Source organism: Segatella copri, assembly GCF_009494835.1.
Classification (GTDB): Bacteria; Bacteroidota; Bacteroidia; order Bacteroidales; family Bacteroidaceae; genus Prevotella; species Prevotella copri_F.
This window is the reverse complement of sequence record NZ_VZBE01000071.1, coordinates 175321-192767: the sequence shown is the minus strand read 5'-3', so window position 1 is coordinate 192767 and position 17447 is coordinate 175321. Positions and strand designations below refer to the sequence as shown.

Sequence of the window (17447 nt, the reverse complement as noted above, 5' to 3'; positions counted from 1 at the left end):
ATAAAAATAATAATAATAATTAAAACGTAATGGCAGCATTAGGAACAATTAGAAAAAGAGGCGTGATACTGGTTTGTATCATCAGTTTCGGCCTTTTCGCCTTTATTGCCGAGGAAGCTTTCCGCTCTTGCGATTCTGCAAAGAATAATGAGCGCCAGCAGATTGGTGAGGTTTTGGGCGAAAAAATCAGCGTGCAGGATTTCCAGAAGCTCGTTGATGAGTATTCAGAAGTTATTAAAATGCAACAGGGTCAGGAAAATCTTCCTGAAGAGCAGATGAATCAGGTGAAGGATATGGTATGGAATACCTACATCCAGAACCAGATTATCGCTAAGGAAGCTAGCAAGTTGGGCCTTACTGTGACCGATGAAGAGCTTCAGGACATCCTGAAGACAGGTACTAACCCTATGCTTCAGCAGACTCCTTTCGTTAATCAGCAGACAGGTCGTTTCGACGCATCTTCTCTCCAGAAGTTCTTGGCAGACTACAAGGCACAGAAGGCTAACCCATCTGCTAACGCACAGATGATGGATCAGTATACCAAGATTTACAACTACTGGTCATTCATCGAGAAGACTCTCCGCCAGCAGACTTTGGCTCAGAAGTATCAGGCTCTTCTCGCCGGTTGCTTCCTGTCAAACCCTGTAGAGGCAAAGATGGCTTTCAAGGAGGAGAATGAAGAGAGCCAGATTCAGTTGGCTGCTTTCCCTTACTCTGACATTCAGGATGATAAGGTAAAGATTTCTGAAAGCGATCTGAAGGCTAAGTATGATGAGATCAAGGCACGCTTCAAGCAGCCTGTTGAGAGCCGTGACATCAAGTTCGTTGATATCGAGGTTCAGGCTTCAAATGCAGACCGTGCTGCTCTTAACAAGGAATTTGCAGGTTATCACTCACAGTTGGCTGCTGCAGCAGATCCTACAGAGGTTGTACGTAAGTCTGCTTCTACAGTAGCTTACCTTGGTATTCCTGTTTCAAAGGATGCTTTCCCACGTGATATCGCAGCTCAGCTTGATTCTATGGCTGTAGGTTCTACTTCTGCTGTTAAGGCTAATGCCGGTGACAATACATTGAACATCGTTAAGTTGGTAGCTAAGCAGGAATTGCCTGATTCAGTACAGTATCGTGTTATTCAGGTTGCTGCTAACTCAGTAGCTGAGGCTAAGACTAAGGCAGATTCTATTCAGGGCGCTATTGCCGGTGGTGCTGATTTCGAGGCTATCGCTAAGAAGTATGGCCAGACTGGTGACAAGGCTTGGATGACTACCAAGCAGTATGAGTATGCCCAGTCTATGGATAAGGACAACAAGACATTCATCAATACATTGAATACTGCAGCAGTTAACTCTTTGAACCAGCTTCAGTTGGGTCAGGGATATGTAGTTCTTCAGGTTCTTGACCGCAAGGCAATGGTTAGCAAGTATACTGCTGCCGTTATCAAGAAGCCTATCGACTTCTCTCAGGGTACTTACCGTACAGCTTACAACAAGTTCTCTAGTTTCGTAAGTGCTAATCCTAAGTCAGAGGATCTCTTGAAGAATGCAGCTAAGGAAGGTTACAAGGTTCAGGACTTGAAGGATATTACAACTTCTGTTCACTATGTAGCAAACATACATTCTACACGCGAGGCTTTGAAGTGGATCTTCGATAGCAAGGAAGGTGAGATTTCACCTCTCTATGAGTGTGGTGATAACAACCACCTGTTGGTTGTGGTTCTTGATAAGATTCATCATATCGGTTATCGTGATTTGAATGATGCAGTTGTCAAGGAGACTGTTAAGGCAGAGGTGCTCAAGGATAAGAAGGCTGAGATGATAGAGGCTAAGTTGAACGGTGTTAAGAACATCGCAGCTGCTAAGGCTAAGGGTGGTAAGGTTTCTTCTGTAAACCAGATTACTTTCGCTGCTCCTGTATTCATCGCAGCTACTGGCGCTAGCGAGCCTGCTCTCTCTGGTGCTGTTGCAGGTACTAAGAAGGGTGCTTTCTCTGCTCATGCTGTGAAGGGTAACGCTGGTGTTTATCTCTTCCAGGTTGTAAATAAGACTAACCGTCCTGTTAAGTTCGATGACAAGACATACGAGCAGAAGTGCCGTCAGAAGGCTATGCAGTATGCAGGTAACTTCATGAATGAGCTTTATCTGAACGCTCATGTAGTTGATAACCGCTACTTGTTCTTCTAATTCAGACTAGTAAATTCATTCCAATAAATAAAAAAGGTGTATTGCCAATGAGCAATACACCTTTTTTATTTATTGGAATATCTTTTATTTTATCTATCAGGTTATCTTTTATCGTATTTACTAGGATATCCTTTTGGAGAAACACTTTATCCGCGGCTCCACCAATGCTTCTTCTTAGGGGCTTCCTGCTGCTCGCCGAACTTCTGCTTCAGTACTCTGCGATAGCTTGTATGGTTGGTGATAATCTGATAAATCTCCCCCCAGTCTGGCAAACCGCCAATACCTCGGTCATCGATAAACCAGTCGGCTTTGAGCTTGCGTGAGAAGTGGTTATTGTTCTCCAGACTCTCTTCAGGATAATCCTTATTTACAGCCCAGAATTCAACTCCTCTTTCTCTACACCATTCTACTGCCTCGTCCAGGAGCTTTCCTTCGCGTACGCTCCATAGAATAAGCTTGTGGTGGTCTCTAATCAACATCTTTAATGTTTCTGTGGCGAAAGGTAGCTCTGTACCAATCTTCGGGTACTCGTGGGTTACGATTGTACCATCGAAATCTACTGCAATTGTTGCCATATAGTCTTAATGTTTTTATTAATCTAAAAGAGTCTTCCTATCTGGATAGAAAGACTCTTATTTTTGTTGAATGTATGTTTTTGATTACTTCTTAATACTGTTGTCGTTGGCATTGCCATAGTGGCTGTTGCTATAGTTGCCATAGCTGCCATACTGGCCGTAAGTTCCATATTTGCCATACTTGCCGTATGATCCATAAGAACCATAGTTGCCATATTTACCATATTTGCCGTACTTACCAACACCATAATAGAAACTGTGCTTCTTCTTAGAGAGGTCGACGCCATTGAGTACTAAGCACATGTTAGGCAATTTATTCTCGGCTTTCAAACCATTGATCATGCCGAAACTAGCCTTTGGAGTATAATCTGCGCGGCAGACGTATACACAGAGATTAGCCAGACGTCCAAGCTGCAAACTGTCGTTTACAAGACCTACAGGAGCCGTATCGAGGATAACATAGTCGTAATGTTCCTTCAACTGACTGATAATGTCGTCAAGGCTTGCTCTGGTTACTAACTCTCCTGGGTTAGGAGGAACAGGGCCAGCCATAAGGAGGTCGAGTTTACTGTTGACACCCGAAGAGAGAATCTGTTTCTGTATATCATCCCATGTGTTATGGTCGTGTATAATCAGATTGGTGATACCATTATGGTGGTTGTCAATCTCGAAGAGCTCTGCCAGACGTGGCTTACGGATATCCAAACCTACCATGATAACCTTCTTGCCCAGCAAGGCGAGCGAGATACCGATATTGGAAGCCACGAAGGTTTTACCTTCACCTGACGTAGAAGAGGTAAACATCATGACCTTTTCACCTTTCTTCAGCATAAACTGAATGTTGGTACGCAGACCACGGAAAATCTCCTCCATCAGGTTGTTTACATTCTGGTGAACCACAATGTCAGCCTTTCCTTCCTTCTTGGCAGCGTCGCTTGCTACAGGAATATCGGCAATGACAGGTATCTGGGTAAGTTTCATCACGTCTTCATGTCCCTCAATCTTGTACTTGAAGAATTCTCTCAGGAAGAGGATGCCGGCAGGGATTGCAATACCCAGTACCAGTGCTATCAGCATAATGATAGGACTCTTAGGACTAACCTTTCCTTCCAATGAAGGAGCATCGATAACCTTACCCTTGTCTGCCGTTGCTGCTAGCGAAATGGAGTTTTCCTCACGTTTCTGAAGAAGCATCAGGTAAAGACCTGATTTTACTTCCTGCTGGCGACCAATCTGTGTAAGAACTCGCTCTTGTTCTGGCGAGTTACCTATCTGGCTGGCATACATGGCAGCTTGTTTGGCTATGCTGTTACGCTGGATTTCCATACCCAGCTTAGCCTGGCGCATGGCACGCTTGATAGATTTTGTAAGGTCATCCAACTGGGCTGATAATGGTGTAACGGTTGGAGAATTCTCACTGGCAGAATGCAACATCTGGTTGCGGTTCAGAGCTATCTTGTTGTATTCGTTAATCAACTCTGTTGAACTTTCATCAGTCAGACCTACGTTTGATGGGATAGGCTGATATCTATTGCCAGGTTCGTTCATGTATTTGCCAAGCTCATTCAGAAGTTCAACCTGTGTGTTAGCCTCCTGGAGTTTCTGGGCGTATGTGTCTGAGTTAGCGATGGCAGCTGTTGCGTTGAGCTTCATCTCTACAACATTGTTACGCTTCTTGTAGCTTTCGAGCTGGCCTTCTGTATTGCCCAGTTCGTTGTTAATCTTCTCCAGACGCTGGTTGATGAACTGTTCTGTGCGGAAAGAAATTTCATTCTTGTCTTCGTTGGCCTGGCGGTTATAAACATTTACCAGAGTTCTCAGATAGTCGATGCTGCGCTGAGGATCTTCATCTTTCATCACCAGTTCGGCTATGGTTGTAGTCTTTGAAGTCTGGCTGACAGTCAGTGCTTTTGTATAGCCCTTAGCCGCCATTTCTGGTGACACGATAATCACCTTCAGGCTCTCACCGTCTTTCAATGCGTATTTGCCGTTCTGAGTGAAGTGGAGGGTTCCTACACGTGTATTGATGCTTGCTGGCAGACCAGCTAAAGTCTTTTCAATCTTTACAGGATCCTTCTGATAGGAAAAGGCATCTACAGGTATGTAGTATGAACCTGTTACCTGATACTGGCTGCCAGTTTTCTCTATAAGAAGCTTGATAGGAGCATTCAGCTTCTTGAGATGAGCCAGGTCTAAGTCAACGCTGACTTCCTGCTCTTTATAGACTAACTGATCCCTGAAGGTTCCTTTATGGTAATAGTTCACGTAGCATTTCATGTCTACTACAGCCTGGTTAGCCAAGTCTTGAGCCGAAAGAATTTCAATCTCATTGTCTATACCGTTTGAGTTTGAAATAAAACCGAGGTTTGCAGCATTTTGAATCATGCTGTTACCCATTCCTCTGTTCTTTCTCTGGTCGTCATCCTTTATCAGTACCTTAGCGGTTGCCTGGTATTGCGGTCTTGCATGGCGTATGTAGAGATATCCCAATCCCAAACATACAATGAGTGATAGAACGAACCATTTCCAGTTGAGGATAAGAGTAGAATAAATCAGCTGGAAGTCAATAGATGACTTCTCTTCCTGCTCTTGATCACGTCCCAAATCAAAGTTCTTTGTTTCTTCCATTATTTTATATTCTATTGTGTTTACACCTTTTTATATTCGTATAAGATAAATGATAGAATCTGTGCTATCTGCTTGCCGCTAGTTCTTTCAGATACTGTCCATAACCGTTTTTGAGCATCGGTTGGGCAAGTTTCAGCAACTGTTCTTTGTCAATCCATCCTTGTTTGAATGCGATTTCTTCCAGACATGCCACTTTCAGACCTTGTCTCTTTTCGATGACTTCTATAAAGGTACTGGCTTCCGAAAGGCTATCGTGGGTACCGGTGTCTAGCCAGGCGAAACCGCGCTGTAAGGTTCTTACTTTCAGAGTCTTTTCTGTCAGATAGTGCTGGTTTACAGTTGTTATTTCCAACTCACCTCTTGCGCTAGGCTTGATGTTCTTAGCCACCTGCACCACGCTGTTTGGGTAGAAATAGAGTCCTACAACCGCATAGTTGCTCTTAGGCATTTCCGGTTTTTCTTCTATGCTCAGGCAGTTGCCGTTTTCATCAAACTCTGCCACACCATATCTTTCCGGATCGTTTACATAATAGCCAAATACGCTTGCCAGTCCTTCTTCTGCAGCTTTTACGCTTTCCTTGAGTAGACCCGTAAAACCGGCTCCATAGAAAATGTTGTCACCCAAAACCAGACAGGCTGTATCATTACCGATAAACTTCTCGCCAATGATGAAGGCTTGAGCCAGACCATCGGGTGATGGCTGTTCTGCATATTCGAAGTGTACACCCAATTCGCTGCCGTCGCCTAACAGACGTTTGAAACCAGGCAAGTCGAATGGGGTAGATATAATCAAAATCTCCTTGATTCCTGCCAACATTAGCACGGAAACAGGGTAGTATATCATTGGCTTATCAAAAATTGGTATCAATTGCTTACTGATACCTTTGGTAATAGGGTAAAGTCTTGTACCCGAACCTCCCGCTAATACGATTCCTTTCATATCTTCTCTATTTCTAATATAATAAAGTTGAATAGTCTTATCTTAAAACGCGGCAAAGTTACTAAAAAAAGTTGAATGAGTGAAATCATAAGCCATAAAAATGCATTTTTTGATAAAAAAAGCACCTTTTTATATAAAAAACGTCGCTTTGATTTGGGTATTTACTGATTTTATTGTATTTTTGCAGAACAATTTAAATAGATATAGAAAATAAAATAATAAAGGAATGGGAATTTTTGCTAAACTATTCGGTCGTAAAGACGACGATAAAAAGGTAGGTGGAATGGAAGATTACATGACTTTGGTCCGTGTATACTTTCAGGCTGCACTTGCTTCTCAGTTAGGTATCACCAATTTGGCCATGTTGCCAGACTTGCGTGTCTTCAAGACAAGTCTGCATGTTCCGACGGTCAACAATCGTCTGGGTATTGGCGAAAAGGCACAGGTGAAGAAAATGATGAAGAATATCTATGATACGGATGATGCCTTCTTCAAGGAGATAGATTCCAGTATCCGTAAGAACTGCCACAAACTGCAGGATGTAAACGTATATCTCATCCAGTTCCAGAACTTCACTCAGGATCTGATGATGCTGATGGGCAACTTGATGAAGTTTAAGCTCCGTTTGCCTAGCTTCATGAAGAATTCACTTTACAAGCTGACTGCTAAAACTGTAGAAGATATCTTCACTAAGAATGATTTCTCTGATGCCAGTGTGCTGAAAACCGTGCTTCAGTTGCGCCAGTTTAACAAGCGCTTGGCATTCAGCCAGCAATGGGTAACAGACTTTACCTTCCAGGTATTGATGCTTGCCAAAAAAGAGCCACGTCCATCAAATGAAGACGTAGAAAAGGCAAAGCAGAAGATGGGAAAGTAACAAATGTTGCGTCCAAAATGAAAAAAAATAGCAGAATATTTGTTTTATTCAAATAATTCTCTTAAATTTGTAGCCAAAAATAATAGTCATGAGTGCAAATGAGAAAACAATTAATACGTTTGCCACAAGAGTAAGGCAGATGATTCTCAAGTTTGACGAGGTCAAGCAGGAGAATGCTGAACTCTATGCGATGGTGGATGAGCGCGATGCCAAAATCAAGGCATTGGAGGAAAAGTTGGCTCAAGCGCAGAGTGATTACGACAGCTTGAAGATGGCGAAGATGATGACGATTTCTGACAATGATATGGAAGCTACTCAGAAGCGCATCGCCAAGCTCATAAGAGATGTCAATAAGTGTATCACACTATTGGGTGAAAAGTAAAAATCGGAACGATGGCAGAACAAGAACAAGATAAATTACTCATACGATTACACGTCTATGATACAGATCTTTCGGTAAGAATACCTAGGGAAGACGAGGAGTATTATCGTAAATCAGCTAAGCTGATAGATGATATTGTAAACTCATATACCAAGATTTTCAAAGGCAGAAAGAGCGATAAGGAAATCCTGTATATGGCGCTCATTGATGTGGCATTGAGATATGAGAAGGAATCGGATCGGAATGATACGAAACCTTATGATGATATTCTTGAGAAGCTTACCTCCGAGATTGAAGACGCTTTGAAATAAGAATATTAATAAACATATATATATAATATAATGATAGTAACTATTATAGCAGCCTTGGTGGCGCTTGTTATCGGCGGTGCTGCTGGGTATTTCATTTTCCGTTATGTCATTAAGGGAAAATATAATGAAATGATAGAAGCTGCCAACAAAGAGGCAGAAGTAGTAAAAGAGAAGAAGCTTTTGGAAGTGAAGGAGAAATTCCTCAACAAGAAGGCGGAACTCGAAAAAGAAGTGCAGCAGCGCAATTCTCGCATCCAGCAGAATGAGAATAAGTTGAAGCAGCGCGAGATTTCTCTCAATCAGCGTCAGGAAGACCTCGGTCGACGCAAGATGGAGATTGATCAGTATCAGCAGCGTGTTGACAACGAGAAGAAACTCTTGTCTGTCAAGCAGCAGGAACTTGATAAGATGCAGAAACAGGAGCAGGCTAAACTGGAAGAACTTTCTGGTCTGAGTGCTGAAGAGGCTAAGCAGAGATTGATTGAGAGTTTGAAAGATCAGGCTAAACTCGATGCTGCAAGCTATGTGAACGAAATTATGGATGATGCCAAACTCAATGCTAACCAGCAGGCTAAGAAGATTGTGATTCAGACAATCCAGCGTGTTGCTACAGAAACAGCCATTGAGAACTCTGTCAGCGTTTTCCATATCGATAATGATGAGGTGAAGGGACGTATTATCGGTCGTGAAGGCCGTAACATCCGTGCTTTGGAAGCTGCAACTGGTGTAGAAATCGTAGTGGATGATACTCCTGAGGCAATCGTTATCTCAGCATTCGACCCTGTTCGTCGTGAGGTTTGCCGTCTGGCTCTCCACCAGTTGGTAGCTGACGGACGTATCCACCCAGCCCGTATCGAGGAGGTGGTAGCCAAGGTAAAGAAGCAGTTGGATAATGAAATTATCGAGACTGGTAAGCGTACAGCTATCGACCTCGGTATCCATGGTCTGCACCCAGAGTTGATTCGTATCATCGGTAAGATGAAGTACCGTTCTTCTTATGGTCAGAACCTCTTGCAGCATGCCCGTGAAACCGCTAACCTCTGTGCGGTTATGGCTTCTGAATTGGGATTGAATCCTAAGAAGGCTAAGCGTGCCGGTCTTTTGCACGATATTGGTAAGGTGCCTGATGAGGAGAGTGAATTGCCACACGCATTGTATGGTGCCAAGATTGCAGAGAAGTATAAGGAAAAACCTGATATCTGCAATGCCATCGGTGCTCACCATGATGAGATGGAGATGAATACATTATTGGCTCCTATCGTACAGGTTTGTGATGCTATCTCTGGTGCTCGTCCTGGTGCCCGTCGTGAGATTGTAGAGGCTTATATCAAGCGTTTGAACGATCTTGAAGCTATCGCCATGAGTTATCCTGGTGTAACCAAGACTTACGCTATCCAGGCAGGTCGTGAACTCCGTGTCATCGTTGGTGCGGATAAGATGAACGATGAAGAGAGCATCAAGCTTTCTGATGAAATTGCAACCAAGATTCAGAATGAGATGACTTATCCTGGTCAGGTTAAGATTACTGTGATTCGTGAGACCCGTAGTGTAGCTTACGCTAAGTAAGATAGAATTATATTTGAAGTTTAAATTGTCGTTTCTCTTCTGCAAGGTAGAGAGATGTATCTTGATAAAGCCGTACTCTGTTTATAGGGTGCGGCTTTTCTTTTCCCTTTTAGAATATGATGAAAGCAGAACAGAAAGTATTAAAGCGATTCAATAAAGGATGTGTTGACTATCATCTTTTGGAGGATGGGGACCGTATTCTTATTGCCTTGAGTGGAGGCAAGGATTCATTGGAATTGGTCCGTTTGCTGGCTCAGCGTGCCCGTATCTATAAACCTCATATCGAAGTGGAGGCGGCTCATATCATCATGGATAACATTCCTTACGAGACCGACCGCTCTTATCTGCAGGATTTCTGTACAGAGAATGGCATCAAGCTCCATATCCTTCATAGTTCGTTCGATGAATCCACCGATCCCCGAAAGACCCGTTGCTTCCTCTGTGCCTGGAACCGCCGCAAGACGCTCTTCGAGTTCGCGGTAAGCCACGGGTTCAATAAGATAGCTCTGGGACATCACATGGATGATATCCTCGTTACCCTGCTGATGAACATCACCTTTGAGGGTTCTCATTCCACCATGCTGCCCAGTCTTCCTTTAAAACATTATCCGCTTACCATTATCCGCCCGCTCTGTCTCGTACATGAGGCGGATATCCGGCAGGTAGCAGAAGAGTTGCATTTCACTAAGCAGAAGGCGTTGTGCCCTTACGAAGAGACTACCCGCCGTGCGGATATGCAAGCCGTCTTCCAGCATTTAGAGCGGTTGAATCCTGAAGCGCGCTACAGTCTTTGGCGCTCCGTTTTTATGGTATAAAATATAGTAGAAGAAGCAATAAAAAACGAAAGTAGTTTCATGGGCGCATGAAACTACTTTCGTTAGCCAATTTCTCTCTCCTTTCCTCTCATTCTTACTTCTTATTTCATGTCATCCGAGTTGAGTATGGTGATGGTCTTGCCCTCAATCCTGATGGCACCCTTCTCCTCGAATTCGGAGAGGCAGCGGAGGAGCGAGAACTTCTGGATACCGAAGATATCCGCCATTTCCTGGCGGCTGACATCCAGTCGGATGGTTCTGCTCTGCTGTTCGGTGGCTATCTTGATGAGGTATTGCGCCACCTTCTCCTTGATGGAGAAAAGGGAGAGCATGCGCATTTTCTGCGAAAGGAAGATATCTATCCTTGACAGGTGCTGGATGAAGTTCCAGCGTATGCGCTCGTCGGTATCTATCAGCAGTTTCAGTTCCGAAGGCCTCATGCGCAGGAGGGTAGTCTTCTTGCTTGTCTCCACGCTTACGGGCATCTCGTTATTATGTGCGAAGATATAGGCAGGGGCTATCAGCATCGATTCTCCCAGCCGCTCTATTTGGGCCTGCTTGCCCGACAATCCCGACATGCGGGCTATCATCTCCCCCTCGACGATGATGTCGGCATATCTGCAGGGCATTCCTGCCAGCACATAGGTTTCCCTGGCAGCAAACTCCACCATCCGGTAGCTTACCATCGATAGCGCCTCTCTGATTTCCTCAGGAGTATATCCCTCAAATACCGTGCATTTCTGCAAGGTAACGAATATTGATTCTTTCATACATTTAAGTTTTATATTCAATAACGCATTTTCCTGCGATTTATTGTTTGCTCAAAAAATAAGGCACTTTGCAACACTATCGAGAGTGTTATTGCAAAGTGCCTTTTAAACATGAAAACTTATCTTTTGATTTTTTCCCCGAGTTTTACAGATTCTCCCTTAACTCAGTAGCAGCTGTTCTTATCCTATATATTTTTTGATGTCCTCTTCTACCGTTCCGTTTCCGGCAATGCCAAAGGTATCTACCAGAACCTTCAGTACGGCTGGTGAACAGAAGGCTGGGAGCGTAGGACCCAGATGGATGTTCTTTACGCCCAGATGCAGCAGGGCAAGAAGTACGATGACAGCCTTCTGTTCGTACCAGGCAATATTGAAGAAGATAGGAAGGTCATTGATGTCGTTGGCTCCAAAGATCTCCTTCAGCTTCAATGCCACAACCGCCCAGGAATAGGAGTCGTTGCACTGACCGGCATCCAGCACACGAGGAATGCCGTTGATATCGCCCAGATTAAGCTTGTTGTACTTGAACTTGGCACAGCCGCTGGTGAGTATCACTACATCCTGAGGCAGCGCCTTGGCAAACTCCTCGTAGTAGTTGCGGCTCTTCATTCTGCCATCGCAGCCACTCATCACCACAAACTTGCGGATGGCTCCGCTCTTCACAGCCTCTACTATCTTGTCTGCTAGGGCAAAGACCTGAGCATGCGCAAAACCGCCGATGATCTCGCCTGTCTCTATCTCCTTAGGTGGCTGGCAGGTCTTGGCAAGTGCAATCACCTCGGAGAAGTCCTTGTGGCCGTCGGCGCCCGCCTGGATATGCTTCCAGCCAGGGAAACCAGTAGAGTTGGTGGTGAAGACGCGGTTCCTGTAGCCTGCCGATGGCGATGGCGGAACGATGCAGTTGGTGGTGAAGACTACAGGACCGTTGAAGCTCTCGAATTCCTCCTTCTGTTTCCACCACGCATTGCCGTAGTTGCCCACCAGATGCTTGTACTTCTTGAGCTGCGGATAGTAGTGGGCAGGAAGCATCTCGCCATGGGTATAGACATCGATGCCCGTGCCTTCGGTCTGGATGAGGAGATCTTCGATATCCTTCAGGTCGTGGCCTGAGATGAGGATGCCCGGATTGTTGCCTGTACCGATGTTCACCCGGGTGAGTTCTGGATTACCGTATGCCTGGGTGTTGGCCTTGTCGAGGAGTGCCATCACATCCACGCCGTACTTTCCTGTTTCGAGCACCATGCCCAGCAGCGTGTTCATATCAGCATCAGGGTTGCTGATGGTGGCGAGAGCACGGCAGATGAAGCTGATAATCTCGCTGTTCTCTTCTCCCAGATGGGCTGCATGCTCGTAGTATGCTGCCATACCCTTCAGACCAAGCATGGTGAGTTCCTTGAGCGAGCGGATATCTTGATTCTCGTGGCGGAGCACGGATTCACGGGCGCCCTCTGCCTCATAGTCTGTCTTCTCGCCACCCCAGGTTACCTCCTGATAGGCAGGGAGGTGGATATTCATGCTTGCTGCCTTTTGCAGCAGCTGTTTCTTCAGTACGATGCCCTTATCTACCTTTTGCAGGATATCCTGGTCGTTGAAGTTGGCGTTGGTAATGGTGGTGAAGAGTGCATCCGTGAGGAAACGGGTTACCTCTGGTGCCGGCTCTTTGCCTATGTTATGCTGTATGGTTCCTATGCCACGAACCACGCTGAGCAGCAGATCCTGCCACTTGGAAGTTGTAGCCTCCTTACCGCAAACACCCTTGATGGTACAGCCTGTACCCTTAGCTGTTTCCTGACACTGGAAACAGAACATTTTGTTTTCTGCCATATTGCTATAAATTAATGAGTTATTTTAATGTTTTCTTCCAGGCGGCTATCTGCCATTCCTGGTTTCCGGCTGCAAAATTACGGCTTTAAAAATAATCCTACGGTAACAATTGTGACCGTAGGATATTAAAAAAACATAAAAAGAGTGTGGGGGAACGGATTTTTTTCTATCTGTTTCTGGGTTAGTCCGGAATACTTCTTGATTAGATTGATGTCAACACCATCATATATTTAGTCTTAAGGGAAAATAAAATTAGCCTTAAGGGAAAATAAATTTTGCCTTAAGACTAAATATATTCTGTCTTCTGATGGGTTATGCATACGAGTGCATGCCCGTGAGGAAATAGTTCACACCGAAGTAGGTCATGGCAATGCTCATGAATGCCAGGGTGATGTAAATGTGATATACCAGCGGCTTGCGGAAGACCGGTAGACTCTGCGTATGCACTACTACGGCATAAATCATAAAGGTGATGAGCGCCCACGTCTCCTTGCTATCCCAACTCCAGTAATTACCCCAGCTCACGTTAGCCCAGATGGCTCCGATGAAGATGCCGAATCCCATCGTGGTGAGGGCAGGGTAGAGGAAGAGACGGCTCAGTGCCTGAAGCTCCTCGCCATGAGAGCGAAGGCAGATACCCATGATGCCACAGATGAAAGTCAAGGATAGCAGTGCATAGCTCATCATGATGATGCTGACATGGATGCTGAGTAACGGACTGTTCAATACCGGCATCATCTGTCCGATGGCAGGATCCATCTGGTTGATATGGCTTACCAGAAGGAAGAATCCTGAAATCAGGAAGCCGAATACCATGACGATGCGGATGCGCAACTGCATTAAAATGCTGATAAGCATCACGAACCAGGCTACAGTCAGCATACTTTCATATCCGTTAGACATAGGTACGTTGCCGCTGATAATCCATCTCAATGCCAATCCGAAGGTTAAGGCAAGGAAGGATACGCCAAGCAGGATAGGCAAAGCGATGTTCAATGCCTTGATTTCTTTCTTCTTCGTCATGCGATAGATGGTGTAGAAGAGGGCAATGAAGCCCAGTGTGAGGTTTGCCATGAAGAGAATGGTTGCAAAAGGAAAGGCATTATTGATGCGTTCTGCCTTATACTGTGTAGCTGTTGGCAGCGAATTACCGCTACTAACCTCCTGATATTTCTTCATCTTGACGAAGAACTCGTTTACACGGCTCGTATTGCCTGCCTTTACATCACCATTCAGCAGAGAGAATACATTCCTAATATAGAGCGCATGCTGGTGCTCCACGGCCTGTGGCAACTTATCCACCGGTGAAAACCAGGTGGTGGTACCCGCCTTGATGAAAGGATGATCCTTGGTAGCCTTCACATTCTTGGTGAAGGTGTAAGGAAGAACTTTCAATGAGATACCTTCTCGCAACTCCATGATGATTTGTATCTTGCCATCGATATCGGCGGCTTGCTGATGGAACTTGTCCTGCTGACCATTGTAGTATTCCTGAACATACTGTCCGATGGTATAGCCACCCATCTCACGATTGAAGAAAGTATTGAGCGAAGCATAGTCAGGCAGATTCATCGCTGTTTTCATTTCTCCGCTTTTGATCTTGATGAAAGGCTCGTTTGCCCAAGTATTTCCATAGAATACCCAACCAGAGAGTACCTGTTCTGCAGTCAATCCCTGATAGCTTCTGGCTCCATATATCTTCTTGCAGAAATCGAGGGCAAAGGTCTGTACCGGACAGATGCGGTCGTTGTAGAGAATATGAAGCTCGCCAAACTTCTCTGCAGTTTCCTTTGGCAATACAGCATTTTGGAGATTGCCTGTTGCAGATTCTGCATGCAGTGTCTGTATATTGCCCATACTGAGGATGAGTGCTATCATCAAGGCTCCCTTCTTGAGCAAAGGACTCTTCAGTAGTTTGCGATAACCGCCCTTAGGGTCGAAGAGCATCCACACTAGGGAGATGAAGAGCAGCGCATAGCCAGTATAGGTGACAGGTATGCCGTATGGATCGGCATTAATAGCGAGCACGCTTCCCTTGCCGTCTTCATCGTAAGATGACTGATAAAGACGGTAAGACCGGTGGGAATAGATGTTGTTCATCGAAACTTCGCCTTCGCTCTTATCATCTCCGTCTATTACGGTGAATTTTGAAGAATAGTCAGCCGCAGCGTTGGTTCCATCGTGCATCTTCGCTTCAAACTTCTGCAGGCAGAGCGAGAAAGGGAGTTTCTCTTCCTTCATACCCTGCTCTTCATCCTGAGCCATATAAGTATCTGTAGGCTGACCGATGCGCAGATGAATCATGCCCCGTTTAGCCGATATATGTGTGAGCAATGCCCCGGCAAGGATGATGATGAAGGAGAGATGGAGTGCCAATGTAGAAGCGCACTTCACTTTTCTTTTGATGATGTAGAAAGCACCGAGGGCAGCGAGTACTGCCCAGATAAGAATGAACCACCATGCCCCATAGTAGTGGGCATGGGCATAATCCGTGCCCTGGCTTTTCTCCACGATGGTGGCGGCAGCCATGCATACGAGCACAAGGATGTAAAGAATGAATATAATCTTTTTAACCATACTTAGTTGGAACCTTGATAGAATTTCCGCTGCAAAATTACGATATTATTCGGAAACATGCAAGAGTTAATCCGTATATTTTTAGATTCAGATAAAAAAAAGCTGCCAAATGCTTTTCATTGCCTGGCAGCTTTTCTTATTATTGTTTCTTCTTGTAATGACTTAGATAGCATTGATGAATGCTACTACAGCATCACGCTCTTCCTTGGTTGCATTATAGAAGTTGAGTGCTGATTTGTATGCATCACTGTGCTGGTTATAGCAGTGCCACATGATTGCCTCTACTACGTTGCGGGCACGGCAGTCGTGCAAACGGTCGCTGCGACCAGTCAGCATGCTAGACAAACCACGTCCCCAGAGTGGAGTAGTGCGGCACCATCCTGTGCGGATGTCGTTAGCCATGAACAGACGGTGCTGTACCAGGTCGGTGTATGGATAAATAGTCTGGCCTGGATACTTTGGCAACATGGTGTTAGGATCCTGACCAATGCTCTTGGCATAAGCCTTGATAGATTTATCTACCCAATAGTTGTCAGCACCTGTTTTCCAAGATGGCTTGTGGCAATTAACGCATCCCCACTGAGTGAAGAGCTTCTTACCTTTCTGAACCTGTGCATTGTCGAGGTTACGGGCAGCAGGAACAGCCAGACCGCGATGCCAAACCATGAAGTCATAGTAATCCTTATCGCTCATCTCTTCCTCGCCATTGTAAGGCGCTCCCTTGAGAAGGTACTTTTCAAAGGCATTTTCTACGCCATCTTTAGGTGCACTGCTGCAGCTCAAGATTTCGTTTACTCTCTTCTTGATACTTTCCTCTGTTCCATCTGCATAGTATGGGTGGAGTACAGAAGACTCGTCAGCACCATGCTTCTTGATATAGCTGATTACTTCTGGATCTTCACTCTGATACTTTGCCCAAGCTGGAGTAGTATAGAGATAATGACGGTCGGAACGTGTTACGTTGGTAATGTTCCAGATGGCATTGGCACCTGGACCATCCTGCAGGGAAGCACGGGTCAGGGCATAGGTAAACTTCTTCACCTTCTTGGTTCCATCTGCCAACTTGTACCAGGCACTTGAAGCCCAATCGTTAGCAGTCTTGTCCCACATGGCAGGGTTCAACTCTACGTGTTTCGCCTCATTCTGATAAACCTTCTTCATATCATCCTCGTCGATGGCATCAAGCAAGCCTGTACCATAGATACCGATGGTTGATTCCAAACGTACTTCATAGTTGTTTGGCTTAGGATTGGTATTGAATGCAGACTGAGGGATGGTAACCTCTGGATACTGCAAAGCAAAAGGCTCGCCATCCTTAGGGAACTTCATTGCCAAACCGCTAGGCATGGTTGTAACCTCATTCCACTTGATGTTAATCTGCTTCTCGTCGATAGGAGCAGAGAATGGAGTCATAGCCTTGGTCTGTGGCATACCTGGAACCTCAGTTATGTAGCTGTCTGCCTTATAAGGCTTTCCGTCAGCTGTAGTACCTGCTGTAGGGTGATAAACCACGAGCAGGTAGCCGTTACCAAACTGGTCTGCCTGATACTGGTTCTGGAATTTACCATGACCATAGTTAGGATGGCAGTGGAGACAGCTGCTGCGAACCCAAGCTGGGCCAAGACCCTTACGTGGAGCATCTGTGATGGTGTAAAGGTGCTCGAAGAAATCTTCACCTTTGTTGAAACTGTTTGACAGTCCCTGGTTGGTAGTAGCTGGTGTTTCGGCTGAATAGCTCATACCTTCGTCTGTTCCAAGCTCGCCGCCTGGATACCATTCTGAAGCCTCAAAAACATCGTTAGCCTTACCAAACTGAGAATCACCATTTAAATTGTCATTGTTTACCACATTGTTATCATCGGAGCATGATGCCAAAGGCAAAACAAGCAAGCCGAGTAATAACATTTTGCTAATTCTTTGATAAATCATAATGTTACTCTGTTTTATAATGTTTTATATTCTCGTTTAGCGCAGAATAGCATCTCACCAAAAAGAGTATGGT

Annotated in this window: 13 protein-coding genes; 6 read left to right on the top strand and 7 right to left on the bottom strand. The window is 45.1% G+C overall.

Annotation, left to right across the window (positions count from 1 at the left end):
- Nucleotides 1–29 precede the first annotated feature (29 nt).
- The gene (locus tag F7D47_RS10655; protein WP_022120992.1) at nt 30–2180 is read left to right on the top strand and encodes a peptidylprolyl isomerase; all 2151 of its coding nucleotides are present in this window, start codon (nt 30–32) and stop codon (nt 2178–2180) included.
- A 146-nt stretch (nt 2181–2326) separates the two neighbouring features.
- Here the strand turns inward: F7D47_RS10655 and F7D47_RS10650 are convergent, their stop codons facing one another.
- The 3 genes from F7D47_RS10650 to rfbA form a co-directional block, all read right to left on the bottom strand.
- Nucleotides 2327–2755: a BT0820 family HAD-type phosphatase gene (locus F7D47_RS10650; RefSeq protein ID WP_006846429.1), complete on the bottom strand. Its 429-nt coding sequence runs from the start codon at nt 2753–2755 to the stop codon at nt 2327–2329.
- 84 nt (nt 2756–2839) lie between these two features.
- Nucleotides 2840–5383, bottom strand: coding sequence for a GumC family protein (locus tag F7D47_RS10645; RefSeq protein WP_153085028.1), 2544 nt, complete (start codon nt 5381–5383; stop codon nt 2840–2842).
- 64 nt (nt 5384–5447) lie between these two features.
- The gene (gene rfbA, locus F7D47_RS10640; protein ID WP_153085027.1) at nt 5448–6323 is read right to left on the bottom strand and encodes a glucose-1-phosphate thymidylyltransferase RfbA; all 876 of its coding nucleotides are present in this window, start codon (nt 6321–6323) and stop codon (nt 5448–5450) included.
- Between the two features lie 226 nt (nt 6324–6549).
- Between rfbA and F7D47_RS10635 the strand changes: the two genes are divergently transcribed.
- The 5 genes from F7D47_RS10635 to F7D47_RS10615 all read left to right on the top strand — a co-directional run bounded on the left by F7D47_RS10635 (nt 6550) and on the right by F7D47_RS10615 (nt 10274).
- Nucleotides 6550–7200, top strand: a complete 651-nt coding sequence (locus tag F7D47_RS10635) for a hypothetical protein (RefSeq protein WP_119237158.1) — start codon at nt 6550–6552, stop codon at nt 7198–7200.
- Between the two features lie 88 nt (nt 7201–7288).
- The gene (locus tag F7D47_RS10630; RefSeq protein ID WP_022120986.1) at nt 7289–7582 is read left to right on the top strand and encodes a hypothetical protein; all 294 of its coding nucleotides are present in this window, start codon (nt 7289–7291) and stop codon (nt 7580–7582) included.
- An 11-nt stretch (nt 7583–7593) separates the two neighbouring features.
- On the top strand, nt 7594–7893 hold the full coding sequence (locus tag F7D47_RS10625) for a cell division protein ZapA (protein ID WP_022120985.1): 300 nt from the start codon (nt 7594–7596) through the stop codon (nt 7891–7893).
- A gap of 30 nt (nt 7894–7923) precedes the next feature.
- Nucleotides 7924–9459 (top strand): ribonuclease Y, encoded by a 1536-nt coding sequence (gene rny / locus F7D47_RS10620; RefSeq protein ID WP_117586134.1) that lies wholly within the window; start codon nt 7924–7926, stop codon nt 9457–9459.
- Nucleotides 9460–9575: 116 nt separating this feature from the next.
- Nucleotides 9576–10274 carry a tRNA 2-thiocytidine biosynthesis TtcA family protein gene (locus F7D47_RS10615; protein WP_153085026.1) on the top strand — a complete coding sequence of 233 codons (699 nt, stop codon included), beginning with the start codon at nt 9576–9578 and terminating at the stop codon, nt 10272–10274.
- A gap of 101 nt (nt 10275–10375) precedes the next feature.
- Here F7D47_RS10615 and F7D47_RS10610 read toward each other — a convergent pair whose 3' ends face one another.
- The 4 genes from F7D47_RS10610 to F7D47_RS10595 form a co-directional block, all read right to left on the bottom strand.
- Nucleotides 10376–11044, bottom strand: a complete 669-nt coding sequence (locus F7D47_RS10610; protein ID WP_153085025.1) for a Crp/Fnr family transcriptional regulator — start codon at nt 11042–11044, stop codon at nt 10376–10378.
- A 180-nt stretch (nt 11045–11224) separates the two neighbouring features.
- On the bottom strand, nt 11225–12868 hold the full coding sequence (hcp, locus tag F7D47_RS10605) for a hydroxylamine reductase (RefSeq protein ID WP_153085024.1): 1644 nt from the start codon (nt 12866–12868) through the stop codon (nt 11225–11227).
- A gap of 312 nt (nt 12869–13180) precedes the next feature.
- The gene (gene ccsA / locus F7D47_RS10600; protein WP_153085023.1) at nt 13181–15445 is read right to left on the bottom strand and encodes a cytochrome c biogenesis protein CcsA; all 2265 of its coding nucleotides are present in this window, start codon (nt 15443–15445) and stop codon (nt 13181–13183) included.
- A 162-nt stretch (nt 15446–15607) separates the two neighbouring features.
- On the bottom strand, nt 15608–17350 hold the full coding sequence (locus F7D47_RS10595; protein ID WP_437181607.1) for a di-heme oxidoredictase family protein: 1743 nt from the start codon (nt 17348–17350) through the stop codon (nt 15608–15610).
- Between the last annotated feature and the right edge of the window lie 97 nt (nt 17351–17447).